Genomic DNA, 25,623 nt, shown 5'->3' on the forward strand with positions numbered 1-25,623 from the left:
CCCCGCCTGCACCGCCCACGTGCAGACGAGGTCGCCGCGGGGAATGGACCTAGATCGGCTGGAAGCCGAGATCGCCACGGATCCGGTTGACGATGTAGGTTCCGTCCCGGCTTGGCAAGATCCGCTCGAGGCTGGCGTTGTCGATCTTCACATTGGCAAATCGCGGCCCCGCCGAGACGTCATGGACGGCTTTGGCAAAGGCCGCGACCTCGGCCATGGTCGAGATCGCGCGGGTGTCCCCGATGCCGCAGGCCTTGGCGACGCCGACGAGGTCGGCGGCGGCCGAGGTGTGGCTGGTCTGGCCGCCGGTCTCGCCATAGGCCTCGTTGTCGAGCACCACGATGGAGAGGTTGGACGGCTTCTGGAGCCCGATGGTGGCAAGGCTGCCCATGCCCATCAGCATCTCGCCGTCGCCGGTGATGACCAGCACCGGCAGTTTCGGCTGTGCCAGCGCGAGCCCCAGCCCAATCATCGCGGCGCCGCCCATCCCGCCCCAGAGATAGAAGTTGCGGGCGTGATCGCCGGCGGCACACATGTCGTTGGTGGAGGCCCCGAGGCCGCCGATCGCAACCACGTCCTTGCGGTCCGCGAGCAGCGTGGAGACCACCTGGCGGCGGTCGAGGAGATTGGCCTTGCTCATCTGGTGAAAACCTTGGCGCCGATCAGGCGCTGCGACAGCAGGACAGCGGTGGGCGTGAGTGCGTTGTAGGCCTGCGCTGCGGCTGCCTCCAACACCGCCGGCACCTCGGCCGTATTGGACGCGCGCAGCACCTTGACGCCGGAGAGCTCGAACACGCCCTGCGTGGTCGATCCCATCGGCACCTGCCACGGATTGAACTCGCCCCACTCGCCGCGCATGGTCACCAGCGTGAGGAACGGAAAGCGCAGGATCGGGATCAGCGACAGCATGTTGATGCAATTGCCGACCCCGCTCGACTGCATCAGCAGGACGCCGCGCTGCCCGCCGGTCCAGGCGCCCGCCAGAAGTGCAACGCCCTCCTCTTCCGTCGTCAAGGGAATGCCGCGCATGGTGGAGGACCCCAGCACGCGCTGGATCAGCTTCGAATGGCCGGCATCGGGCACGTAGGGCACCTGCCGGACGTCGAAGCGTTGCAGGGTCGCGAAAATATCGTCTGGCCATGAAGGTGCCGTGTCGGCAGCGTCAGCGCGGGCGTGCATTTTCCTGTCCGGTCGGCTAGCAAGGTGCGAAGACTGTAGACGCGTGCTCGCGTCGATCAGAACAACAAAAACGGCATATCGGCCCTAACCGGCGAGTATAACGGGATGAACGCAGATGCGAAGGAGCTGGCGGCAAGCTTCGATCTCGAGAAGCTGACGCCGGAGTTCTACGACAACCCCTACCCGACTTATCGTGCACTGCGGGAGAACGAGCCGGTCAAGCGCCTGCCGAACGGCACCGTGTTCCTGACCCGCTACGACGACCTCGTCACCACCTACAAGAACACCAAGTCATTCAGCTCGGACAAGAAGCGCGAGTTCGCGCCGAAATACGGCGACACCCCGCTCTACGAGCATCATACCACGAGCCTCGTCTTCAACGATCCGCCGGCGCACACCCGCGTGCGCCGCCTGATCATGGGCGCGCTGTCGCCGCGGGCGATCGCGGGGATGGAGGGCGACCTCATCAAGCTGGTCGAGAGCCTGCTCGATGCCATCGCTGCCAAGGGCCATTGCGAGCTGATCGAGGATTTTGCCGCCTCGATCCCGATCGAGGTGATCGGCAATCTGCTCGACGTGCCCCATGACGAGCGCGCGCCGCTGCGCGACTGGTCGCTGGCGATCCTCGGTGCCCTCGAGCCCGTGGTGTCGCCCGAGGCGGCCGCGCGCGGCAACAAGGCGGTGAAGGACTTTCTCGCCTATCTCGAAACGCTGGTCGCGCGCCGGCGCCGGAAGCCCGGCAATCCCGACCGCGACGTGCTGACGCGCCTGATCCAGGGAGAAGGTAACGGCGAGCGGCTGACGGAGAAGGAGCTGCTGCACAATTGCATCTTTCTGCTCAATGCCGGGCACGAGACCACCACCAACCTGATCGGCAACGGCCTCGTGGCACTGGACCGGAATCCCGACCAGAAGCAGCGGCTGATCGACAACCCCGACATGATCAAGACAGCGGTGGAGGAGATGCTGCGCTACGAGAGCTCGAACCAGCTCGGCAACCGCATGACCACCGAACCCGTCGAGCTCGGCGGCGTCATGCTCGACGCCGGCACGTCGGTGACGCTGTGCATCGGTGCCGCCAACCGCGATCCCGCGCAGTTTCCGGCCCCCGAGAGCTTCGACATCGCGCGGACGCCGAACCGGCATCTCGCCTTCGCCACCGGCGCGCATCAATGCGCCGGCATGGCGCTGGCGCGGCTCGAGGGTGCCCTCGCGATCTCGCGCTTCCTGGCGCGCTTCCCGAACTACGCCGTGAACGGCCAGCCGGTGCGCGGCGGGCGGGTGCGGTTCCGCGGCTTTTTGAGCGTGCCCTGCGCGATCGGCTGAGGCCCGACAATAAAAATGTCGAAAACAACCCCATGCACAGTAGCGGAGGCTGGCGGGAGATTGCCGCTGTGGATCCGCATAACCATTTGACAAGGGGAGGCAAATCCGCGGCATCGCGCATCTCGCCGATGCCCGGATCAATTTGAACGCGGTGCAGTCGGTTGACGCCGGTACGCAGCAATGGAGTGACGAAAGATGAGCTCGTCCGTCATTGATTACCTCGCTACGGAAGCGCGCTTTGGCGCCCATAATTACGAACCGATCGGGGTCGTCCTGTCGCGCGGCGAAGGTGTCTGGGTCTGGGATACCGACGGCAACCGTTATCTCGATTGCCTCTCCGCCTATTCCGCGGTCAGCCAGGGCCACTGCCACCCCAAGATCCTGGCGGCGATGGTGGAACAGGCACACAGGCTGACGCTCACCTCGCGCGCCTTCCACAACGACCAGCTCGCCCCGTTCTACGAGGAGATCGCGGCGCTGACCGGCTCCCACAAGGTGCTGCCGATGAACAGCGGCGCCGAGGCGGTCGAAAGCGCGATCAAGTCGGTGCGCAAATGGGGCTACGAGGTGAAGGGCGTGCCGGACGGCCAGGCCGAGATCATCGTCTGCGCCGACAACTTCCACGGACGCACGCTGGGCATCGTCGGCTTCTCAACGGACCCTGAGACCCGCGGACACTTCGGTCCGTTCGCGCCGGGCTTCAACATCATCCCGTTCGGCGACGCCGCGGCGCTCGAACAAGCGATCACGCCAAACACCGTCGCCTTCCTGGTCGAGCCGATCCAGGGGGAAGCCGGCGTCATCATTCCACCAGCCGGCTATTTCCCCAGGGTGCGCGAGCTCTGCACGGCCAACAACGTCATGCTGGTGCTCGACGAGATCCAGACCGGGCTCGGCCGCACCGGCAAGCTGCTCGCCGAACAGCACGAGGGAATCGAGGCAGACGTGACCCTGCTCGGCAAGGCCTTGTCGGGCGGCTTCTATCCCGTGTCGGCCGTGCTCTCGAACGGCGAAGTGCTCGGGACATTGAGACCCGGGCAGCATGGTTCGACCTTCGGCGGCAACCCGCTTGCCTGCGCGGTGGCGCGCGCGGCGATGCGCGTGCTGGTCGAGGAAGGCATGATCGAGAACGCGGCCAGGCAGGGCGCGCGCCTTCTGGAAGGCTTGAAGGACATCCGCGCCAACACGGTCCGCGACGTGCGTGGGCGCGGCCTGATGCTGGCGGTCGAGCTGCATCCCGAGGCCGGCCGCGCGCGCCGCTACTGCGAGGCGCTCCAGGGCAAGGGTATCCTCGCCAAGGATACCCATGGGCACACGATCCGCATCGCCCCGCCGCTGGTGATCACCAGCGACGAGGTCGACTGGGCGCTGGAGCAGTTCGCCACGATCCTGACGCAGGATTTCTCCTGAAGCTGCCTGCGTCGGAAGATCGCACTCCCGGCCCGGCCAACAACGAGTTAGTGGCCCGGCCAGAACGGGACTCGTGCAGCGCAGCAAATAGTGACGCATGGTCCTAAGGCAAAACTCGGCATGATCCCGGCAACCGGATGAACGGGGTGCGTGGAACCTATCGGAGCGACGGACGTTTTTGTCCGCGAATGAGCAGCGCCGTGCCTGGCGCAGCAAGCGCCGAGGCCGGAGGCGCTGAGCTGCGCACTGATCGGAGAAATGCTCATGAGACTCACTCTTTCAGTCATCAAAGCTGACGTTGGCTCCGTTGGCGGGCATACGAAACCGTCTTCGCGCATGATGGCGACTGTCGAGGGCGAGGTTGCCAAGGCGATCTGCAATGGTCTGCTGATCGACGGTTTCATCTGCCACACCGGCGACGACATTGCGATCATCATGACGCACACACGGGGCGAAGGAAGCTCCGAGGTCCATCAACTCGCCTGGAAGACGTTCCTCGCGGCCACCTCGGTCGCGAAAACCTCCGGGCTCTATGGCGCTGGCCAGGATCTTCTCGCCGACGCGCCTTCCGGGAACATTCGCGGCGCCGGCCCAGGCGTCGCCGAGCTCAGCTTCGACCACAGCCTCTCCGGCGTGCGACCCGCGGAGTCCTTCATGGTGTTCGCGGCCGACAAATGCGGCCCCGGCGCCTACAACCTGCCGCTCTATCTCGCCTTTGCCGACCCCATGTACTGCGCTGGGCTGATGCTGCCTCCGATGATCAAGGGATTCCGTTTCCACGTCATCGACATGGACAACACAGCCGGCGACAGCCTACTCGAGCTCGACGCACCCGCCGACAGCTACCACATTGCCGCCCTGCTTCGCGACAACGAGCGCTTCGGCATCGATCGCATCATTTCTCGAACCCATGGCGAGGTCGTCGTGGCCGTTTCGGCACAGCGCCTCCACGCGATCGCAGGCAAGTACACCGGCAAGGATGATCCAGTCGCGATCGTCAGGAACCAGGGGATTTTCCCAGCTCCGGAGGAAATAATCTCGCCGTTCGCCAAAGCGCACTTCGTGGGCGGCGATGCACGCGGCTCGCATGTGATGCCGCTCATGCCGGTACCACTCAACACGCCGGTTACCGGCATGTACTGCCTGCCGATCGTTTCTTGCGTCGGCTTTTCGATCGACAGGGAAGGCCGCTTTGCCGAGTCCTACACCGATTTCTTCGACAACCCGGCATGGGATGAGGTCCGCCGGCGCGCCCAGCGCAAGGCCATCGAGATGCGCAGCCAAGGCTGGTCTGGCGCCGCCATGCTACCCTATTCCGAACTGGAATATGGCGGCTTCCGCGACACCGTGTCCGGACTGCTGAAGCGTTTTCGACTGCGCGACGACCGCAAGCCGGAAGCGGCCGAGTAGCGGCCGCCTCCAATCAGAAGCTGGAGCGACGTTCACCGTTCAATCGACAGATGCAGGCGCTATGACGACATGCCGATCCGGGAGGTGGATATGGCAAAAAGACGCATCGGCATTCTCACGGGCGGTGGCGACGTCGCCGGCCTCAATGCAGTCATCAAGAGCGTGACTTATCGCGGCAGTGAGGACGACATCGAGGTTGTCGGTCTGCGCCGTGGTTGGGAGGCCCTCACGCACCTGAACCTCGACGACCCAAACAGCAGGTCCCACTACGTCATCCCGCTGAACCGTGAAAACACTCGAACCATCGACCGGCGCGGCGGCACCGTGCTGCACTCGAGCCGCGTCAATCCCTCCAAAATACAAAAGCTGCCCGATCATCTCGTCGGCAATGATGTTCCGGTCTCGCTGAGCACCAACGGCGGCATCGCGACAAAGACATGGGACCTCACCAGCCGGGTGCTCGCTAACCTTTCGGGACTTGGCATCGAACACCTGATCGCCATCGGTGGCGACGACACGCTCAGTTATGCGGCCAAGCTCAACGAACTCGGCGTCAAGATCATCGCCATCCCGAAGACGATGGATAATGACGTCCGCAACACCGAGTACTGCATCGGCTTCTCGACCGCGATCACCCGCGCCAGCGATGCCATCCAGCGGCAGCGCACCACCGTCGGCTCGCATGAGCGAATTGGCATTTTCCGCGTCTTTGGCCGCGATGCTGGATTTACGGCACTCTACACCGCGTATGCGACCTCGATACGATGCGTCATACCGGAGTATAAGGTCGACCTCGACAAGCTGATCCAGTTGCTCATCGAGGACAAGCGCGCCAATCCAAGCAACTACGCGCTGATCGTGCTCAGCGAGGGAGCTCAGTGGGAAGGCTACAAGCTGCGGGAATATGGCGAGCCTGACGCCTACGGTCACCGCAAGAAGGCCAACGTGGCGGAATCGCTTGCCGACGAGATCAAGCAGCGCACCGGCGAGGAGACGATCACCTCCGATCTCACCTACGATCTGCGATCGGGCGATCCGGACTTCATCGACAAGCTTGTGGCCCTGACTTTCGGTAACATGGCCTACGATGCCATGCTGGAAAGCAAGACCGGCCTCATGTCGGCGCTGGTCGAGGGCCGCTACGACCTCGTGCCCATCCCTGATGCCAAGCTCGGTCCGCGCAAATTGGACGTTGCGAGCAGCTACAACACGGAGCGCTACCGCCCCATCTACGCCAACAAGCAGGGGCTGCCGATCTTTCTTAACCGCGCGTCCTAGCGTGCCGCACCGGGCGAGCCAGCAGTAAGTCCGACCAATGTCCGTTCTGCCGCTGAAAGCGGAAGTCAATTCAGCGGGCTCACGCTGACGGCCGCCAAGCTGGTCGAACCCGCCCTGGACGAGTTCTATGCCACGCTGAGCGGCGAGCAGAAGGCGCGCTTCAACGCGCTGCAACAGGTCGCAAGCCCGTGAGGGCAGCGCTCGTGACCGCCGTCCTGTGCCGTTCGATGTAGGTGCGCAGCACCTCGTCCAATTGCCCCACCAGTCGTTGGAGAAGATCTCGATCTCCGCGAGAAGCCGGCATAGCCCTGCAAGGTAGCCGCTTGAGGTCGACTGGGCGCTGGAGCAGTTCGCCACGACCCTGACGCAGGATTTCTCCTGACGCTGCCTGCGTCGGAAGATCGCAACGCCAGCCGCAGCCAACAACGAACGATTCCGCCACCCGCGCGTTAAGAGTCGTGGGCGGTTACTAGCTGGGAGCGACGATCATGCGTCCGCGTGGCGTTTGCGTGACTGCTTTTTTGATTGGTGTCTCGATGCTGGCGACGAGCGTCGGCGCGTCCGCCCAGGGACCCGGCCAGGGACACGGAAGAGGTGGACCACCGGGGCCGGCCGCAGCGCCGGCGGCTCGGCCGGCAGCACCTCCACCTGCAATGGCCCGTCCGGCAGCACCACCACCTGCAATGGCCCGTCCGGCGGCGCCGCCAGCCATGGCGCGTCCCGCCGCGCCGGCATTCCATCCCCCGGCCATGCAGCAGCGACCGGCCATGGCGCCGCGTCCGGCGCCGCACATCGCCTCACCGCCGCCGCGCCCGACTCCCCACTTCGCTGCACCGCCGCAGCGGGCTGCCCCGCACATAGCGGCACCCCGGCCTGAACTTCATCGGGCGCCGGCAGCGCCGCAACGTCCGGCCATGGCACCGCGACCGGCGCCGCATATCGCCGCCCCCTCCCGTCCAGGCGCAGCGCCGGCCGTAAGCGAGCGGCTGTCGCGACGCGAGCAGATCGATCAGCGCGCGCGGCCTGGCGACACCGCCATCCCGCAGTGTTCGTGGCGTGGCTTGGGCCCGTGTTCTGGCCTTATGCCTACTCCGACATCTTTGACTACACGTTCTGGTCCTATGCTTACGAGCCCGGCTATTGGGCGTACGCGTATGACGACTTCGTCGACACCGTGTTCTGGGGTGGTGACAGCCCCTATTCCGCCTATGCCAGCATCAACCCGTACGACTATCCGCAAGCCGGCGGCGGCTCCCGCGCGCGCCAGCGCGCCAGCGTGAGCCCGCAAACGCTACAGCAATTGTGCGGCACACCGGACAAGGGTGTCACCGCCTGGCCGCTTGCCGATATCACACGGGCGGTGCGGCCGACGCCGGAGCAACGCGCACTGCTCGACGAATTGAAGACCGCGGCGGCCAACGCTGCCGGTGTGTTCAAGGACTCCTGCGCAGAGACTTATGCGCTGACTCCGCCCGGCCGCTTGCGGGCGATGATGAACCGCGTCAGCGCGACGCTGGAAGCGGTCAAGATCGTGCGGCCGGCACTGGAGAATTTCTACAACTCGCTCAGTGACGAGCAGCAGGCCCGCTTCAACGCGCTCGGCCCCAATGTCGGCGACCGCTCGCCGCAGCAGCAGGAAGCCGGCGCCCAGGAAGCCCGTGCCGAGGCCTGCGGCGATCCGAAGTCCGGCCTGACCCAGTTGCCGATCCAGAGGATCGAGGCTGTGCTCCACCCCGCGGGCAAACAAAAGGAAGCGCTCGACCGTCTCAGCGAAGCGACGACGAAGGGCGTTGAGGGCCTGCAGGCGGCGTGTCCGAACGATGTCCCGCAGACGCCGGTCGGACGGCTGGAGGCGATGCAGCACCGGCTCGAGGCCATGCTGACGGCCGCCAAGCTGGTCGAACCCGCCCTGGACGAGTTCTACGCCACGCTGAGCAGCGAGCAGAAGGCGCGCTTCAACACGCTGCAACAGGTCGCAGGCCCGTAAGGGCGGCGCGCGCGGGAGCTACACCGCTGTCCTGCGCCGCTCCATGCTGGCGCGCAGCATCTCGTCCGATGGGCCAAAACCAAAAGTGGACTTCGCCGTCCCACGAGACATCGCAGTTGGGTCGCCAGTTCACTCGTCGAAGGTGCTCTCGGGCTTTGGCCCGAAGCGCTGTCAACTCGGCCAGAATCGGAAGTCCATCGGCGTGTGTATTCAAGCCCGGCATGCCACTTCCTAACGTTTGGCTTCGTCCTCCCAGTCCTCCCACTCCACACCACTGATTTCCAGGTAACTGGAAACGGCTGCGCCAATGGTTGGGAAAAAATACTGCTCGCCAAGCTGCGAGAACAGTCCAAATTTCTTCAGCTTGTCCTTGACTGGATCCTTCAGTTCGGCAAAGCAGAACTCGATACCCTGCGCGTGCAACGCCTCGTCCAATTCGGCGACTGTATCGCCGGCGGAGACGTCCACGCTGGTGACAGGCTCCGCCGCAACGACCAGCCAGCGTACGGGCGTCGGCGATTTCGCCACGGCGTCCAGTACGCGCTCTTTGAAGAATTCGGCGTTGGCGAAGAACAGAGGCGCATCCCACCGAAACAGGACCAGCCCTGGGATTTGGCGTGCATCCGGATATCTTGTGATGTCGTGATAGCCTTTGACGCCATGGGCGCGACCCAACACGGCGGAGTGTGGGCGCCAACCGTCCCACAAGAACTCGGCGATGGCGATTGCTATTGCCAGACCAATTCCTGGAATCACTCCGAGCACCGCCACGCCGACAAAGCAGACCATCGATAGCCAAAACTCCCACTGCTGAATCCGATAGATTCGTTTGAGGTCGGTGACCTCAAACAAGCCGATCGCAGCGGCGATTACGACGGCCGCCAATGCAGCGGTGGGCAGATGCTGAAGGAGGTTTGGTGCCACCAGCAGAAGGATGGCGATGGCAAGCGCGCCGACGACGCTGGTTAGCTGGGTACGCGCGCCGGCGGCTTCTGCAACGGGAGTGCGCGAAGCGCTGCTGCTGACCGGGAAGCCTTGAAAAAAGCCGGTTGCCAGGTTGGCGGCGCCAAGCCCAACCATCTCCTGGTTGGGATCGACATGAGTGCCCAATCGTGCGGCATAGGCGTGCGAAAGCACGCTGGTGTCAGCGAATGATACCAGCGCGATTGCGCAGCCGCCGACAAGTACCGGGACGATATCGCCGTAGGTGACCCAGGGGATCGCGAAACCCGGCAGGCCCTGCGGAAGAGGGCCCAAAACCGCGACGCCGTAACGAGTCCCAAGATCAAGCACGCCGACGATGGCGGTCGCCCCGACTACCGCAATCAGAATGCCTGGCAGCCGCTTGTTGTTCTGAAGCAGCAGGATGACCATCAGCGTGCCGAGCCCAACCCCGAGTGCGACCCAGTTTGTCTTTCCTTCGAGGATTGCATCGGCGATCGCCCATAGGCTTCGTAAAGGTCCTTCGCTCTCGATCGAGAAGCCGAAGAGCTTTGGCAGTTGGCTGATCAAAACGGTCAATGCAATTCCGTTCATATAGCCGTACCGTATCGGCTTGGAGAGCAGCTCGGTGACAAAACCCAAGCGCGCGATGCCGGCTAGAATGCATACCGTCCCCGAAACGATCGCCATCATCGCAGCGAGCGTTGCGGCGCGAAGAGGATCGCCACCAGACAGTGGGACGACAACGCCGAGGATGACAGCTGCCAGCGCCGAGTCAGGGCCCAGCACGAGGATGCGGCTGGGGCCAAACAACGCGTAGACCAACAGCGGTACGATCGTTGCGTACAGACCGTAGATGCCAGGCAAGCCCGATGCTACCGCGTAGGCAATTCCAACCGGGACCAGCATCGTCGCCAGGACAAGTCCAGCGAAGATATCGCGCGGAAGCCACGCCGCCTCATATCGGCGGAGGGTTTCGATTGCCGGCAGCCAGTCGATCCAATGCTTCATTGGCGGTCACTTCCAGACCCGGCCGGGCTCGATGGCCACGCGCACGCATTGGCCGCGATTGGCCCAGCTGGAAGCCAGTCTAGGCTGTTGCGTCCCTCGGCAAGTGGAAAAATGTCACATCTCCGCTCATTCGCTCCAATTTTGCCAGGTCCGCGGCGTGTCCGTTTTGGGGGCATTCGCGACCGGGTCGATCCAGCGGCAAGTCCGACCAATGTCCGTTCTGCCGCTGAAACCGGAAGTCAATTCAGAGGGGCCATGCTGACGGCCGCCAAGCTGGTCGAACCCGCCCTGGACGAGTTCTACGCCACGCTGAGCAGCGAGCAGAAGGCGCGCTTCAACACGCTGCAACAGGTCGCAGGCCCGTGAGGACCTGCGCCCAGATGCTAGTGCCTTTTATGCGTTACTAAACGAAGGCATTAAATCTCAGCGAGTTCCTGCATGAGTGCCTTTGCGGAACGAAGGTCTGTGGTTTCGAAGCCTTCCGTAAACCAGCCGTAAACGGAGCCAAGGAGGCCTTGCGCATCGGCCATCCGGCCCTGGTCGCGCCAAAGCCGAGCCAGACTCATGGCCGCACGCAGTTCAAAAGATTTCGCGCTTTGGCTCTGGGCAATGTTGAGCGCAGCTTGCAAGTAATTCTCGACTTCCTCGGCTGGAGCACCACGAATGTGATGCAGTTCGCCATCAATGCATGCAAGCTCCGCCTCCCACATATGTTCTTCGTTGCGCGCAGCGATGGCCCTCGCTTCCGCCAGGGTGGCCAAGCCGTTTTCGTCGTCACCCAACCGGCGGTACGTCGCCGCGAGCATCCACAAGTACCGGACCTGGTACCAACCGGCTCCGAGCCTATCCCGCTCGTTCAGACTGAGGCGCATGAGCGCCAGACCACCATCTATGTGACCTTCTTGTGCCATTGCCCAACCCCGCAGAATGAGGCCGCTCAAGCGCCAATAGTTCAGGCTGTGCCGATCGGCGAGATCGATGACGGCTTCGGCGTGCGCATGCACAGCCGCGATGTCACCCATCAGCTCCGCAAGCCCCGCTCCGCCATAGACCTGCACGTGCGTAGTAAGGTTCGTCTGGTTTAGCTCCGCAGCGTATTCAAACGCCGCGCGGCTGGTCATCAGGGCCTGCTCGGGGTAGCCTAGGATCCAAAGCACAACTGCCAAGTAGGGTAACGCCGAGGCCTTCGGGTCATGTACATAGTGAACTGGCGGTGGCCGATGCGTGTCCGGCTGATAACGACTCAAGATCGTCTCGAGCTCCGAGCGAGCCGTAAGAAAGTCGCCGGCATGCATGGCGGTTAGCGCCGCCAAACGATGTGTTGCCAGTTCAAGTGCGGTGTCGCCGGTGCGCTCGGCAGCCCGCTGTGCCTCGGCAACGAGGCTCTGCATGGCACCAAAGTCGCCGCGCACGAAGTGGAAAATGAACTTCCCGCTAAGAGTAGCGAACAAGGCACCCGTGTCATCGAGTTCATAACAGAGCGCGTGAGCCCTGCTGAAGGCCGTGCCCAGTTGCGGAGCCGTGTAACCGTGAATGGCAATCAGCGGACCTCCGATCGCCGTTTGCAGCGCGAGTTCCTGGCGATCGCGCTCCGGTCCTTGTGGATTGGACTTGAGTGCCTCCAGTCCCCTTGTGAGGTGAGTAATCGCTTCGAGATTGGCGGAACGTCCCGCTGCAATCCGGCCGGCCCGCAGCCAATAGCCGACTGCCTTTCCCGCCAGCCCACCCTGCGTAAGGTGTGAAGCAATCGTCTCCGGCTCGGCCTCCGCGCGGGCAGGATACTGTTCTTCGAGAGCTGCAGCGATGCGGGCATGGATCTGCTGCCGCTTGCTCTTTAAGAGGCTCTCATGCGCGATGTCCTGGACCAGCGCGTGTTTGAAGCTGTAGCCGATATCCGGAGGTGCTCCACGCCGGAATATGAGCTCGGCTCTTAATAACTCATTGAGCGCACGCTGGAGCGCGTGTTCGTCGAGCGCTGTAACTGATCGCAAGAGGTCGTGTCCGAATTCGCGCCCGATGCAAGCGGCGATCTGCGCGACTTCCTTGACCGACGCCAACCGATCGAGGCGGGCCATCAAGGAATCCTGCAGCGTCGTCGGGATCGCCAGCGGCGGCAACGGACCTATCAACTCATAGCGGTTGCCATGGTCTTTGAGCAGTCCGGACTCAACGACGGCCTTGGTAAGCTCCTCGACAAATAACGGCACGCCATCAGTTTTGGCCAAGATCTGCTCAAGCACCTCTTGTGGAAGTATTTTGCCGCCAGTGATCCGGTCAACGACAGCCGTCCCTTGCCTGCGACCCAGTCTGCGTAAAGAGAGCGCTGTCACGTGCCCATGACCCGTCCAGCGCGGAACGAACTCGGGCCGGAAGGTAACAATCATCAGAATCGGAAGTTGCTGCACCTCGTCAACAGCCCGGTCGAGGAGTTCGAGCATGGTGGGGTCTGCCCAGTGAACATCCTCGTAAACGGCGAGAACCGGCTGCTTTGCCGCCAGGCCTTGTATTTGCTCCAGGAGAGCCTGGAACGTTCGCTCCTTCTTCTGGTGTGGACTAAGTGCAAGTGGCGGGTATCTCTCACCCGTCGGGATGGCCATGAGATCCGCCAGAACCGGCGCGCACCCCTGCACGTCGTTCGTAGCAAGAGCGAGCATGGCCTCGAGTTTGTCGAGTTGCTCATCGGGCGCGTCCTCCCGTCGTATTCCTGCTGCCCGCTCGAGGAGGCCAATGATCGGGTACAACGCGGTGCTGGTATGGAACGGAGAACAGAAATGGCTCAGTGGCGTGTGCGGCGAACCTGCGAGGTGGTCGCGCAGGGCCCGCACGAGCCGGGACTTGCCAATGCCTGCTTCGCCGCCGAGCAGGACGATCTGTCCCTCTCGCTCTTTCGCCTGCTCCCAGCGGTCCAAGAGCAATGCAAGTTCTTGATTCCGCCCGACGAGCGCGGTCGTTGCCACACCGTGCTGGGCATCGAACCGACTCTCGGCCGCGCCCTCGCCAAGGACAAGCCAAGCCTGCACTGGCTCCGGGAAACCCTTGAGAGGCACGGTGCCGAGGTCCTGGTACATGAAGGCTTCGGCGAGTAGGCGGCGCGTTGACTCGGCGATCACCACGTCACCAGGCTCGGCCAGACTCTGCAGTCGGGCAGCCAGGTTCGGGGTTTCGCCGATCACCGAGCGCTCGCGAGCGTCTCCCTCGCCTATCAGTTCGCCGACCACGACGAGACCGGTTGCAATGCCGACGCGAGCGGCAAGCGCTACACCGCCCGGCTCGGTGAGGGAGGCGACAGCCTTGGTCACTCGAAGCCCGGCGCGGACGGCACGCTCCGCCTCATCTTCATGCGCCCGCGGCCAACCGAAATACGCGAGAACACCGTCGCCCAAGAGCTTGGCTATGTGGCCTTCGAACCTCGCGATCTCGCCCGCCACGCTGTTGTGGTAGGCCTGCATGAGGTCACGCAGTTCCTCGGGGTCGCGCCCTGAGGCGAGCGCGGTTGAACCGACCAAGTCGACGAACATGACCGTAAGCTGCCGACGGTCCGCCTCCGAGGGTAGTGCCGGCCTTATCTGTTCAGTTGGCTCACCAGCATCAATGGAGGCGGGAGCGAGCGATGTTGAGCGTGCTTGAATCGCCTTCAGTACGGTCTTGCGCGGGCCGAGCGGCAAGCCAAGTTCTCGCAGATCGGCTTCAGTCAGATCTTGCAGGACATCAGGCGTGACTTCGGCTTCCTGGAAGGCCTGAGTGTAGCGCTCCAGCCCAAGACTGCGAAGCCATTCGGCTATATCCACGCGAAGTCTCCTCGCGCGGCGCCAAGCGATACGACGGCGAGCTCAGTTGAAGGTATGCAACCTCAGCTTCAGTGAGCCGTCCGCCTGACGCTCGAACACATGGGTGGCAATGCCGCCGGCACTTTGGCGGCTCCCATCGGGTCCCTTGCCCTTGGCCGTCCATTTTGCGGTACTGTAGACGACCTTCTCATCTCCACCCACGTCTATGATCGTCAGTTTGTGATCAGTGAATCCGCCTGAAAACAACCCAGCAAAGAAATTCTCGATTTCTTCCGGACCCGATATGACCTGATGCGTTGGTGGCAGCACTTTAGCGTTCGAAATATAGGCTGCGGCGACCGCTTTAGCGTCAGCTTTGTTGAATGCCGAATCCCAGGCGGCATAAGCTCCACTAACTTCGGCTCCAACGTCGAAGCTGGTCGAGGAGGCCAAGTTCGTCATGATTCCCTCCCTCAGGTTAAGCCTTGGTGACGAGTGCATCCTATCACTGCAGGGCAGTGCGCGAAATCGGGAACGCGCGGGAACCGGCTATACCGGGGGACTAACGAAGGCCTGTCCACTCATTCGCGACCGGGGCGAGCAAGTGGTTAGGTCTGACCAATGTCCATTCCGCCGCCGGTGTTCGGAGCATTAGGGCCATGCTGACGGCCGCCAAGCTGGTCGAGCCCGCCCTGGACGAGTTCTACGCCACGCTGAGCAGCGAGCGGAAGGCGCGCTTCAACACGCTGCAACAGGTCGCAGGCCCGTGAGGGCGGCGTCACATTCTCTCGTTGCAATTGCGCAGCGGCCCAACGACGTGGCGTGACGCTATCGCTCTGCCTCAAAGCTCGGCGAGAACACGCGAGTCCATGCCGCAGCTCCCCGTGAGAAGCGCGGTGGCACGGGATGCGGCCGACAGCCTCGTTCCGACCTCACGCGGCGGAAATCGTCTTCTGCCCAGCCTCATCCGTGCTTGTGATCGCTTGAGACCGCTCCATCTCGTCCGAGCCAGCGGCGTTGCATTGTTGGAAGTAAGAAGACAACTCAAGATCGGCCAGGTGATCCCAGTATTCTGCTTCTGCGAGCAGCTTCCATTTGTTCATGCTGTTGTATGCGGCCTGTTGACGGCACAGCGAACCCATCGCACGCAAGCGTTGCACCTTCTCCACTGCGAACCTCCTTCGCGCTTGTTTGTTTACAGGCGCATTTGTGTTGTCACAGCTTTGCAGATTGAATTGACGAGTGATAGTCCGGTGTTTGACGGTCAATCGATGACAGCGCAATCGTCTGACTTTTCGCGAAATAGTCGGGCCGAACGACGCGGGCATTGGCGGCAACAAGAGGCGCTGCGCAGAATGACAGCGCGTCCGGCAGCCCCCAAGAGGCCTAGGTCGCAGGTGCATTCCATTTCAGGACTGAAATCTTAATTGTGAGCGACCTTCCCTGGATGATGGTTAACTTGCGATCAGACCGGGCCGGACAAAGTTTGATCCCGAAACTATTTTGGCCCGGCGCATTGGACTGCAAGACCGCCTTCGGGCGGTCTTTCCTTTTCGCCGCAATGAAACGTTCGCCGCAATGAAACGGGTCCAAGGCTGGACCACGCCGGCGCGCTCGGCAAAGGTCGCCAGCCTTGCACGCCGATGACAACAATGGCCCCGACGATGACACGTCGGGGCCATTCAAGATCATCAGGCGTGGGTACATCCGCCGAGCCTGCTGATCGTTGATGCCACCGATTACCGCATCCGATCTGGCACATACTGTGGCGAGGCTGCGGCATCGGGGTGATGACATTCTGCCTGAAAGCTGATGGCTGTCCACCTCATCATTGGTGGTACTCCCAGCTCGCTGACCCACACGAGCTGCAGCTCGATCTCCGCTGCCGTCGCGGCACGCACCTTCCGCTCCGTTATCGCTACCCTGGTGCGCTCAAGCCCCTCCGCAAGAAGTGCACCCACGCTGACCTATATTGAGTTCGTCATCCCGCGTCATCGTCGCTGAACCTTTGGGGGATTTCCGGGACCAAACTCTATAGGCTGCAAGAACGACGGCTTTTCTGCCGTGAACCGGCCCGACCATTGTGAAGTGAACGTTTGATTTTTTTGGCGCTGCATTAGCGCAAGAGAGGTCCGTTATGGACCGAACAGCTGGCAAGAAAGTCAGTTGCCATGCCAAAGAGTGTCATTCGCCAGGATGGCGCCGCTGTGGCATTCTCATTGTTGCGATGCTCTGTACCGCATGCACTCTCCTGTTTGCGAGCGAAGCCAGAGCTCAATGCACGGCGCGAGATGTCCTGCAGAACCAACTAAGGCTCAAGAAAGCTCCGTCAGCCGACAGGCTGCAAATCCTGATCAAATCCGCCGTCGATGTTCCCGTGTGGAAGACGATCACAATCGGGACGTTTGCAAATTTCTTTGCCCTCAGTAACGCATTGGATGCGGTAGGTTGCGGCATCGGAAACTCGGCTGGCGAAATTCTCGCACGACCGACCTTTACCCTTCGCGGCACGAAAACAAGCGTAGAGCTTTTTACGGTGTCGGCAGCCGAACTCGGCTTTAAGACCGATACTGCGTCGCTGGCGGACATTTATGCGCGCGCCAAACAGCTGGGTTTCGGCCTCGCGGCGGCAGAAGTCGGGCCACAGCTGAGACTGCAATATTTTGACCAGCCGATCGGCGAATTCCTCGTCATCGGAATGGAGCCAATCAGGACGTGGAAGGGCGCCCCCGTCATCTTGAATGTAGCCAATGGCGGAGCGGGACTAATTCTCATCGGCCAGGATGGCAGCGCCGACGCACAGATCTCCGTGGCATCCCGTTTTGTATTCGTGCGGACCAATGAAGCCGCACCTGCCGAGGAACAGGAGGCCGTAGCACTAGTCGATCGCTGAATTTCCAGGTGTGCGCAGCGGCGCGGTCGGGATCGCGCCTGAAAACTCGCGTCGTTTCATCGAGCAAGAGGTTGCCGGCGGTCACAAGCTTGCCGAGACCGAAAGACGCTTCGGGTGGACTTCGCGTCGATATAGCCGCACCTCGGCTTGCGGGCACAAAGCTCAGGGGAGAATCTGCCATGACACAAGCGTCCATCAAAGTCGGCATGATCGCGGAGGAGACCGGAGCACTTTCGTTCATGGGCCGCGCAAACGCCAACGTGGCAAGGATGGTGGTTGACGAGATCAACGCCAATGGCGGCCTGCTGGGGCGGAAGATCGAACTCTACCTCGAGGACGGTGCAACGACCGACGCGGTCGCGGCGGCCAAGGCGGCCAAGCTTGTGTCGCAGGACAAGGTGGATGTGATCTTCGGCGGCATCTACAGCTCCACGCGGCAGGCCATCAAGGGCCCCGCCGTCGTGAAGGGCAGGACGCTCTACATCTACCCCGAGCAATACGAAGGGCAGGAATGCGACCCGCTGATCTTCTGCACCGGCCCGGTGCCGGCGCAGCAGCTCGACCCGCTCATTCCCTGGCTGATGCACAAGACCGGTGCCAGGACATTCTACCTGCCGTCCGCAGACTACATCTGGCCGCACGTGATGAACGAGAGGGTCCGCCGGCTCGTCACCGCCAATGGCGGCAGCATCGTCGGCGAGGAATACCATCCCCTCGATCACATGGAGTACGACGAGACAGTTGCGAGGATCATGTCCAGCGGCTCGGAAGTGGTGTTCAACACCATCGTTCCACCCGGGGTTGTGCCCTTCTTCGCGCAACTCCACAACGCCGGTTTTCAGGACCGCGGCGGGCAGTTGATCTGCACCTATTTCGACGAGAACCTGCTCGGCCTGCTGCCCGCGCCGCATGTGGAGGGCCTCTACGGCTGCCTCGACTTCTACCAGAACGTCAGCGATCCCTTCAGCAAGACGCTGCTCGGCGCGTACGACAAGCGCTATCCCGGCAAGGAGCAGTTCACGGGCGGCAGCGCCTGCTCCGGCCTCTACCGTGGGATCAAGCTCTGGGCGGCGGCCGTGAACGAGGCCGGCTCGCTGCGCCAGGAGGACGTCATCGCTGCGCTTGATCACGCGGGGATCGCCGAGGGGCCGGGCGGTCCAGCGGAGATGGTTCCCGGCCAGCACCACGTCCGCATGAACATGTATATCGCAAAGGCGAAGAGCGGCCGTTTCGAGATCGTCGAGAACCTGGGGGCTATCGCGCCGGACGAGGCGAGGGTGCCGTCCGTCGCGGAGTCCGGCCGGAGACCGATAGCGTAGTCAGCCCATCAGTTAGGGAGCGTGAGATGAATGTCCCGTCTCCAGTCAACGAGAGTCTCCTGAGCCAGCGTCTCGCCGCGCTCGGAGCGGCAAAAAGCTGGGCACCGAATGTCCTGCCGGAGCTCGAGCGCTTCATCCGGACCGCCGACGACTATGATCTTCTTCGCGTCAACCCCATCCAATACGGCGGCGCCGTCCGCATGTCCGAGGCGGACGCGATCGAGCTGTTCGTGCACGCTGCCAAGGTGGGCCTGTTCGATATGGACTGGCTGCTGATCTGCGCCTATTGCCCGCAGGTCGCCGGCAGCTTCCGCGAGCTCGACCAGGTCCATCCACGCTTTCAGTGCGCGTTCTGCAACGCGATCAACGATGTGGCGCTGGACGACTACATTCAGGTCGCATTTACGGTGTCGAACGGCGTCCGCGACATCATATTCCGCCATCCCGAGAGGCTGTCTGTCGAGGATTTTTACCTGCGTTACAACTTTTCCAAAGGCTTCATCGCTCCGCATGGAATGACGCATCAGCAGCTCGTGGCTGCGCTCTCACGGGGATTCGCCGATATCGAGGCCCATGAGAACCGCAGCTTCGACTTCGATGTCACAGCTGGCCGTTTCGAGGTGCTGGATTTGAGCCACAAGCTCCTTCTGGTCTTCTTCGCGAACGGGGAGCCGGCAGAGCCGCAAGGGACGCTGGTGCAACTCGAGTCGGGCCGCTTCCATGTACCGGACCGGCCGACGGCACCGAAAGACATGGTCCTCGGCGACGGACGCTTTTCGTTCCGGCAGACGGCCGATCTCAGCCCAGGCAAGCACACCATCCGGATCGAGAACCGCACCGACGATCGCGGTCGCTTCTGGTTCGTCCAGTATCCCCCAGGTTTCGCGCCCCATCTGGTCGAATATGAACCGTTTCTTTCCGGCAAGCGGCTGCTGCTCACCCCGAGCTTCCGTGAACTCTACAAGGCGCAGCTGGTGGATGAGGGCGAGAGCCTCAATATCTCGGACATGACTTACCTGTTCACCGATCTGAAGAAGTCGACCCCGCTGTATGAAAGCGTTGGTGACGTGAACGCGTATTTTTTGGTTCGTCAGCACTTCGAGATCTTGAACAGGATCATCCGGGAACGATCCGGCATCATTATCAAGACGATCGGCGACGCGGTCATGGCCGGGTTCGAGCGTCCCCAGGACGCCGTTTGTGCCGCCATCGAGATGATCGAAGAACTGTCGCGATTCAACCAGACCGCTTCGCGGCCACTGGGCCTCAAGGTCGGTGTCCATAGGGGTCGGGCGATTGCGGTGAATCTCAACGACCGGATCGACTATTTCGGGCAGGACGTGAATATCGCCGCACGCGTGCAAGGTCTCGCCGATGTCAACGAAGTCTGCATCAGCGCAACAGTGATGGAGGCACCGGGCGTCGCTGACATCGTCAGATCACGCTCGGTGTCGTGCAACTACGAGAACCTGAAGGGGGTCGGTCAAAAGATGGAAGTCCATCGCATAACAATCCCGCCGGCGCAGACATGAACGACCGCAAGGGCAGCGCGCGTGGGAGCTACACCACCGTCCTGTGCCGCGCGATGCAGGTGCGCAGCACCTCGTCCATGGGCTTGCTCCACCAGTCGTTGGAGAATATCTCGATCTCCGAATAGCCGGCAAAACCCTGCGCTTCGACCGCTTTGCGCACCGATTTGATGTCGATGACGCCGTCACCCATCATGCCGCGGTCGTTGAGGATGTCCCTGGTCGGCACCAGCCAGTCGCAGACATGGAACGCCAGCAGCCGGTCCTTGCCAGCACGCGCGATCTGGTCCATCAGCTCCGGGTCCCACCAGATGTGATAGACATCGAGTGCGACGCCGAGCATGCCGGTGCGGCCGGGGTCGAGCCGGTCGCAGATGTCGAGCGCCTGCTTCGTCGTGTTCACGCAGGCGCGGTCGGCGGCGTAGGCGGGGTGCAAGGGCTCGATCGCCAGCGGCAGCTTTGCCTGCTTGGCATAGTCGAGCATGTCGGCAAGGGCCTCCTCGACCTGCCCGCGCGCCGCCACGATATCCTTCGACGCCTCGCTGCCCGGCCGCGAATATTGCGGCAGGCCGCCTACGACCAACACGATACAGGACGCGCCCAGCGCCTTGGCTTCATCGACGCAGCGCCGGTTGTCGTCGCGCACCTCGGTGCGGCGCGGCGCGTCCGAGGTGAACATGCCGCCGCGGCAATAGCCAGACAGATCGAGCCCGGCATCGCGCACCGCGCGGGCGGCGCGATCGAGACCGACGGCAGCGACCTGGTCGCGCCAGGGATCGATGGCGCGGATGCCGTGCTTTGCACAGGCGTCGATGATCTCGACGAGGTCACCCTGTTTGCGGACCGTTGCCGTGTTCAGCGACAGCCAGCGGTGGTCGGACGAAAAATCGCGCATCAGGCGTCCAGTCCGCGCGAGGCCAGCACGGTCTTCATCCGCCGCGCCGCCAGTTCCGGATTGGCGAGGAGACCGGCCTGATCGGCCAGCCGGAACAGCTCGGCCAGATGCAGCATGGAGCGCGCACTCTCCTGCCCGCCCACCATGGTGAAATGATCCTGATGGCCGTTGAGGTACGCCATGAACACCACGCCGGTCTTGTAGAAGCGCGTCGGCGCCTTGAAGATGTGGCGCGACAGCGGCACGGTCGGCCCCAGCACGTCGTGGAAGCCTGCCTCGTCGCCGGCAGCGAGCCGCGACAGCGCGTAGGACGCCGCCGGTGCGATCGCGTCGAAGATGCCGAGCAGCGCATGCGAGAAGCCTTGGCTATCGCCGGCAATCAGCTCCCCGTAGTTGAAGTCGTCGCCGGTGTACATCTTGATGCGCCTGTCCAGGCGGCGGCGCATGTCGATCTCGCGCTGTTTGTCGAGCAGCGAGACCTTGACGCCGTCCACCTTGGCGGCGTTGTTGTTGATGATGGCCACCGCAACATCCATGGCCTTGTCGAGGTCCTTGGTACCCCAATATCCCGTCAGTGCAGGATCGAACATGTCGCCGAGCCAGTGGATGATCACGGGCTCACGGACCTGCGACAGCACACGGTTGTAGACCTTCGCATAGTCGTCGGCGCCGCGACCGAGTTTTGCCAGCGCGCGCGACGCCATCAGGATGATGCGGCCGCCGACCTTCTCGACTGCCGAGATCTGCTCCTCATAGGCGCGGATCACGTCGTCGAGACTCCTGGCATCCTCGACCGCAAGATGGTCCGTGCCGGCGCCGGAGAACACCAGCGCGTTGCGACGCCTGGCAGCGCCGACCGAGCGCGTGATCAGCTCCAGCGAGGTCGGCCAGTCCAGCCCCATGCCGCGCTGCGCGGTGTCCATGGCTTCGGCGACGCCGAGACCGAGGTCCCAGACGTGCTCGCGGAAGGCGATGGTCTTGTCCCAGTCAACAGATGCGGAGAGCCACGGGTCGTTGTCGGCAAAGGGATCGGCCACCGTGTGCACGGCGGAGAACGCGATGCGGTTCAGCGGTCCCTCAAGCTTCGCCGGGAACGTTCGCGAGGCCGCGAGCCGGTAGGTCTCGATTGAACGATCGGCCTTAGGCAGCTTGAGCGACAAGGACGACATTGAAGGAGCAGGCTTGGGCAGGACGGGCTTGTTCATACTTCCCTCCTCAGGCCTTGATCGGGGCGACGTCGATCCAGCGCCGCTCCTTCCAGCTCTTCAGCGCGCATTCGGCGAGCTGCACGCCCTTGGCGCCTTCAAGCAGCGTGAACTTGTAGGGCGCATCCTCGTAGACGTGACGGATGAACATCTCCCACTGTTCCTTGAAACCGTTGTCGTAGGAGACGTTGTCCGGCAGCTTCTGCCAGTCGCCGTAGAAATCATGCAGCCGCTTCTCGTCCGGATTCCACACCGGCCGAGGTGTCGCCTGCCGCGCCTGGATCATGCAGTCCGAAAGGCCAGCGACGGCCGAGCCGAGCGTACCGTCGACCTGGAAGGTGACGAGATCGTCGCGATAGACGCGCGTCACCCAGGACATGTTGATATGGGCGATGACGCCGCCCTCGAGCTGAAACGTGGCGTAGGCGGAATCGTCAGCGGTCGCCTTGTACTTCCTGCCCTGCTCATCGAAACGCTCGGGGATGTCGGTGTTGCCGATGCAGACCACGCTCTGGACGTTGCCGAAGAGGTTGTCGAGCACGTAGCGCCAGTGGCAGACCATGTCGAGGATAATGCCGCCGCCGTCCTCGTCGCGGTAGTTCCAGGACGGCCGCTGCGCCTCCTGCCAGCCGCCCTCGAACACCCAATAGCCGAACTCGCCGCGCACCGAGAGGATGCGGCCGAAGAAGCCGGAATCGCGCAGGAAGGCGATCTTCTTCAGGCCCGGCAGGAACAGCTTGTCCTGCACGGTGCCGTGCTTGACGCCCTTGGCGTTGGCGAGCTTCACGACCTCGAGCGCCTCCTCGAAGTTCGTCGCGATCGGCTTCTCGCAATAGACGTGCTTGCCGGCATTGATGGCCTGGGTCAGAAGGCCCGGACGCGCCTGCGTGGTCGCGGCGTCGAAGAACATGGTGTCGTTGTTGTCGGCCAGCGCCGCATCAAGGTCGGTGGTCCAGCGCGTGATGTTGAACCGCTTGGCCAGGGCCTCGACCTTCTCGGCGCTGCGGCCGACCAGGATCGGATCGGGCATCACGCGGTCGCCGTTCTTCAAGCGGACGCCGCCCTGCTCGCGGATCGCGACGATCGAGCGGATCAGATGCTGGTTGAGCCCCATGCGGCCGGTGACGCCGTTCATGATGAGGCCGAGGCGCTGCGTGGTCATGCCGATTTCTCCCAGAGTGATTTTGGCTGTTCGAGCGGGCGGAGGGCCGGCCAGTCCGGATGGACCGAGGTCGCAAAGCCCGTTGCGTTGAGCGACCCCGTCAGGAGATCGCCGTCGTGAATGGAGAGCCGGATGCCGTGGCCGGCATCGGCATAGAGATCGGGATGCGCGGCCGCGAAGGCCTGCGCTTCCGCGGCGGGCGTGTCGCCAAAGCCGTCGACATAGTGGTGGCCGTTGCGTTCGGCATGGGCGATGCCGAGGAAGGCGCCGAGCGCGAGGTCCTGCTGCACGGCAAGGCCGGCCTGGCAGGTGAGGTCCTCGCCGGTGACGAAGAACTTTTCGCCGCCCCCGCTCCATTTTGCCGCGCGCGTCGCGTTGACGACGGACTTGTAGAGCCCCTTGCAGGACTTCGAGGAGATGCCGTGATAGCCGAGCGCCCGAGCGGCAGGGAAGGCATCGTAGGAATCGTCGGCCTCATCGATGATGAAACCGCGCGCGGCGAGCGAGCCGAGCGGCGACTGCCGTGTGATATCACGCGGCATCGGCTGTTCAATATAGAGCAACCGAGAAGCGATCGGTCCAAGGTCGGGGGCACGATCGAGCCGATCGATCAACGCCTGAAGCGCCGCGAGATCGGCGTACTGCTCGTTCGCATCGAGCGTCACTTTGTAGCCGTGTCCGAGCGTATCGAGCTCTTTGCCGATCCGCGCCAGCCGCGCTACGTCGGCTGCGGGATCACCCGACAGCTTCAGCTTGAAGTAACTCGCACCAGCGTTCTCATGAGCGTCGGCGACGCCGCCCTTACCTTCGACCGTATCGTCGAGGCCGACGGTATGCCTGATAGCAACGCGCGGCAGCGGCTTCCGACTGGACAGAAACGCCGCGATCTCCGCGTCCTTCAGGTCGGGCGATAGTCGCGCATCGATACCGGCGATGTTGCCGGCCATTCCATCGAAAAAGCTGGTCTCAACGCCGCGCAGCAGCGCATCGAGGACCGCCTTGTCGATCTCCGCCGGACCATAGGCGGCGGCGAGCGGCGGAATGTTCTTCTTTGCGCAAGTCGCGACCTGGGCACCGATGCACGACGCATGCAGGTCGAACGCCGTCAGAAATCCAGTCCGTGCCAGATAGAGCCCGCGCGCGATCTGAAGCGAGCGGCGCAGACCGTCGACCGTCTGCACCGGCGACAGCTCCGGCCGCTTGTCGAACCATTTCGGCACCAGCAGTTCGGCGCTGGCGCCGATTGCGGTCCCCCTGCCCTCGACCTCGATCTCGGCCCGCACGAACAACTGCGGCGTCGCGTTGATGGTAACAGCGCCAAAGCGGAACGGCCGCGCGAACTGCACGGGACGTTCGAAGAAGGCGATGTCTCGCAGCTTCAGGCGCGGCGCCATGGTCGTCAGTCCAATGCCCCTTGCGAGAAGAAATGCTTGCGTATGCGCTGCACCAGCTCGGTGAAGACAGGATCGGCCATCACGTCGAGCGAACGCGGGCGCGGCAGCGGCACGTCGTAGATCGCGGCGACCGCGCCGGGACGCTCGGTCATGACCAGCACGCGGTCGGCGAGGAACACGGCCTCGGGAATCGAATGCGTGATCAGCAGCACGGTCTTCTTCGTCTCGCGCTGGATCCGCATCAGCTCGACATTCATGCGCTCGCGCGTCAGCGCGTCGAGTGCGCCGAACGGCTCGTCCATCAGCATGATCTTGGGATCGTGCACCAGCGCACGGCAGATCGAGGCACGCTGCTGCATGCCGCCGGAGAGCTGCCAGGGCAGCTTCTTCTCGAAACCTTCGAGCCCGACCAGCTTCAAGAGCGCCTTGGCGCGGTCGAGGTATTTTTGTCGCGGCAGCCGCTTCATGTCGATCGGCAGCATCACGTTGGACAGGATGTTGCGCCATGGCAGCAGCAGCGCGTTCTGGAACACGATGCCGACATTGCCGTGCGGCTTCGTCACCTTCTCGCCCTCGACCAGGATCTCGCCTGATGTCGGCGGCAGCAGGCCCGAGATCAGCTTGAGCAGCGTGGACTTGCCGCAGCCGCTTGGGCCGACCACGACGAAGAACTCGCCGTCGTTGATGTCAAAATCGAGCGGCCGCAGCGACGGCACGTCGCCGTCGCGCGTCCGGTAGGTCTTCGACACGCCTGATAGCTTGATGCCCGACGCCTCGCCGGCAGCCCGGTCGCTCACCAGTCTCAGATGCGCGGCCGGCTGGCTGGCATCGATTGGCTTGGTCGCGGGGGTCATCGCAGTCCTCTCCACCCGTCGTCCCTGCGCACGCAGGGACCCATACGCCGTGTCGGCACGTT

The 25,623-nt window shown here is 63.1% G+C and carries 21 protein-coding genes and 1 pseudogene; 11 read left to right on the top strand and 11 right to left on the bottom strand.

What is annotated here, in order from left to right; translation table 11 throughout:
* Window positions 1–49 precede the first annotated feature (49 nt).
* Window positions 50–640, bottom strand: coding sequence for a thiamine pyrophosphate-dependent enzyme (locus XI09_RS35675; protein ID WP_271571054.1), 591 nt, complete (start codon window positions 638–640; stop codon window positions 50–52).
* Window positions 637–1,179 carry a phosphonopyruvate decarboxylase gene (locus XI09_RS35680; protein ID WP_271571055.1) on the bottom strand — a complete coding sequence of 181 codons (543 nt, stop codon included), beginning with the start codon at window positions 1,177–1,179 and terminating at the stop codon, window positions 637–639. The genes XI09_RS35675 and XI09_RS35680 overlap by 4 nt, the downstream gene beginning before the upstream one ends.
* A 105-nt stretch (window positions 1,180–1,284) precedes the next feature.
* Here XI09_RS35680 and XI09_RS35685 point away from each other — a divergent pair, with 105 nt between their 5' ends.
* The 6 genes and pseudogenes from XI09_RS35685 (at window position 1,285) to XI09_RS35705 (ending at window position 8,590) form a co-directional block, all read left to right on the top strand.
* Complete coding sequence (locus XI09_RS35685) at window positions 1,285–2,505, top strand: cytochrome P450 (RefSeq protein ID WP_271571056.1); 1,221 nt, start codon at window positions 1,285–1,287, stop codon at window positions 2,503–2,505.
* Window positions 2,506–2,700: 195 nt separating this feature from the next.
* Window positions 2,701–3,915: an ornithine--oxo-acid transaminase gene (gene rocD, locus XI09_RS35690; RefSeq protein ID WP_271571057.1), complete on the top strand. Its 1,215-nt coding sequence runs from the start codon at window positions 2,701–2,703 to the stop codon at window positions 3,913–3,915.
* Between the two features lie 264 nt (window positions 3,916–4,179).
* Window positions 4,180–5,325 (top strand): fructose-1,6-bisphosphatase, encoded by a 1,146-nt coding sequence (locus tag XI09_RS35695; RefSeq protein WP_271571058.1) that lies wholly within the window; start codon window positions 4,180–4,182, stop codon window positions 5,323–5,325.
* A gap of 90 nt (window positions 5,326–5,415) precedes the next feature.
* Window positions 5,416–6,603: a 6-phosphofructokinase gene (locus tag XI09_RS35700; RefSeq protein ID WP_271571059.1), complete on the top strand. Its 1,188-nt coding sequence runs from the start codon at window positions 5,416–5,418 to the stop codon at window positions 6,601–6,603.
* Window positions 6,604–6,678: 75 nt separating this feature from the next.
* A pseudogene (locus tag XI09_RS46260) lies at window positions 6,679–6,795 on the top strand (Spy/CpxP family protein refolding chaperone); the annotation flags it as partial.
* An 859-nt stretch (window positions 6,796–7,654) separates the two neighbouring features.
* Window positions 7,655–8,590, top strand: coding sequence for a Spy/CpxP family protein refolding chaperone (locus XI09_RS35705; RefSeq protein WP_271571060.1), 936 nt, complete (start codon window positions 7,655–7,657; stop codon window positions 8,588–8,590).
* A 231-nt stretch (window positions 8,591–8,821) separates the two neighbouring features.
* Here the strand turns inward: XI09_RS35705 and XI09_RS35710 are convergent, their stop codons facing one another.
* Window positions 8,822–10,543, bottom strand: a complete 1,722-nt coding sequence (locus XI09_RS35710; RefSeq protein WP_271571061.1) for a SulP family inorganic anion transporter — start codon at window positions 10,541–10,543, stop codon at window positions 8,822–8,824.
* Window positions 10,544–10,654: 111 nt separating this feature from the next.
* Here XI09_RS35710 and XI09_RS35715 point away from each other — a divergent pair, with 111 nt between their 5' ends.
* Entirely contained in the window at window positions 10,655–10,909 is a 255-nt protein-coding gene (locus XI09_RS35715; protein WP_271571062.1) for a Spy/CpxP family protein refolding chaperone, read from the top strand.
* 50 nt (window positions 10,910–10,959) lie between these two features.
* Here the strand turns inward: XI09_RS35715 and XI09_RS35720 are convergent, their stop codons facing one another.
* Together XI09_RS35720 and XI09_RS35725 are read right to left on the bottom strand one after the other, a co-directional pair.
* Entirely contained in the window at window positions 10,960–14,331 is a 3,372-nt protein-coding gene (locus tag XI09_RS35720) for an adenylate/guanylate cyclase domain-containing protein (RefSeq protein ID WP_271571063.1), read from the bottom strand.
* Between the two features lie 42 nt (window positions 14,332–14,373).
* Window positions 14,374–14,772: a YybH family protein gene (locus tag XI09_RS35725; RefSeq protein WP_271571064.1), complete on the bottom strand. Its 399-nt coding sequence runs from the start codon at window positions 14,770–14,772 to the stop codon at window positions 14,374–14,376.
* Window positions 14,773–14,960: 188 nt separating this feature from the next.
* Here XI09_RS35725 and XI09_RS45850 point away from each other — a divergent pair, with 188 nt between their 5' ends.
* On the top strand, window positions 14,961–15,080 hold the full coding sequence (locus XI09_RS45850; protein WP_442869643.1) for a Spy/CpxP family protein refolding chaperone: 120 nt from the start codon (window positions 14,961–14,963) through the stop codon (window positions 15,078–15,080).
* Between the two features lie 162 nt (window positions 15,081–15,242).
* Here XI09_RS45850 and XI09_RS35730 read toward each other — a convergent pair whose 3' ends face one another.
* Window positions 15,243–15,479 carry a hypothetical protein gene (locus XI09_RS35730; RefSeq protein ID WP_271571065.1) on the bottom strand — a complete coding sequence of 79 codons (237 nt, stop codon included), beginning with the start codon at window positions 15,477–15,479 and terminating at the stop codon, window positions 15,243–15,245.
* Between the two features lie 968 nt (window positions 15,480–16,447).
* Between XI09_RS35730 and XI09_RS35735 the strand changes: the two genes are divergently transcribed.
* From XI09_RS35735 to XI09_RS35745, 3 genes are all read left to right on the top strand, one after another.
* Window positions 16,448–17,203 (top strand): hypothetical protein, encoded by a 756-nt coding sequence (locus XI09_RS35735; RefSeq protein WP_271571066.1) that lies wholly within the window; start codon window positions 16,448–16,450, stop codon window positions 17,201–17,203.
* A 179-nt stretch (window positions 17,204–17,382) separates the two neighbouring features.
* The gene (locus XI09_RS35740; RefSeq protein ID WP_271571067.1) at window positions 17,383–18,522 is read left to right on the top strand and encodes a substrate-binding protein; all 1,140 of its coding nucleotides are present in this window, start codon (window positions 17,383–17,385) and stop codon (window positions 18,520–18,522) included.
* Between the two features lie 26 nt (window positions 18,523–18,548).
* Entirely contained in the window at window positions 18,549–20,054 is a 1,506-nt protein-coding gene (locus XI09_RS35745; RefSeq protein ID WP_271571068.1) for an adenylate/guanylate cyclase domain-containing protein, read from the top strand.
* Between the two features lie 28 nt (window positions 20,055–20,082).
* Here XI09_RS35745 and XI09_RS35750 read toward each other — a convergent pair whose 3' ends face one another.
* Genes XI09_RS35750 through XI09_RS35770 form a run of 5 tightly spaced genes read right to left on the bottom strand, consistent with a single transcriptional unit; the run spans window position 20,083 to window position 25,561 of the window.
* A complete protein-coding gene (locus tag XI09_RS35750) occupies window positions 20,083–20,946 on the bottom strand; it encodes a sugar phosphate isomerase/epimerase family protein (protein WP_271571069.1) in 864 nt (287 codons plus the stop codon).
* Entirely contained in the window at window positions 20,946–22,151 is a 1,206-nt protein-coding gene (locus XI09_RS35755; RefSeq protein WP_271571070.1) for a dihydrodipicolinate synthase family protein, read from the bottom strand. The genes XI09_RS35750 and XI09_RS35755 overlap by 1 nt, the downstream gene beginning before the upstream one ends.
* A 10-nt stretch (window positions 22,152–22,161) precedes the next feature.
* The gene (locus tag XI09_RS35760) at window positions 22,162–23,313 is read right to left on the bottom strand and encodes a Gfo/Idh/MocA family protein (protein ID WP_271571071.1); all 1,152 of its coding nucleotides are present in this window, start codon (window positions 23,311–23,313) and stop codon (window positions 22,162–22,164) included.
* The gene (locus XI09_RS35765; protein WP_271571072.1) at window positions 23,310–24,707 is read right to left on the bottom strand and encodes a hypothetical protein; all 1,398 of its coding nucleotides are present in this window, start codon (window positions 24,705–24,707) and stop codon (window positions 23,310–23,312) included. The genes XI09_RS35760 and XI09_RS35765 overlap by 4 nt, the downstream gene beginning before the upstream one ends.
* Window positions 24,708–24,712: 5 nt before the next feature.
* The gene (locus XI09_RS35770) at window positions 24,713–25,561 is read right to left on the bottom strand and encodes an ABC transporter ATP-binding protein (RefSeq protein ID WP_271571073.1); all 849 of its coding nucleotides are present in this window, start codon (window positions 25,559–25,561) and stop codon (window positions 24,713–24,715) included.
* Window positions 25,562–25,623: the final 62 nt, after the last annotated feature.

The sequence above is a fragment of the Bradyrhizobium sp. CCBAU 11386 genome, from assembly GCF_028128955.1.
Classification (GTDB): Bacteria; Pseudomonadota; Alphaproteobacteria; order Rhizobiales; family Xanthobacteraceae; genus Bradyrhizobium.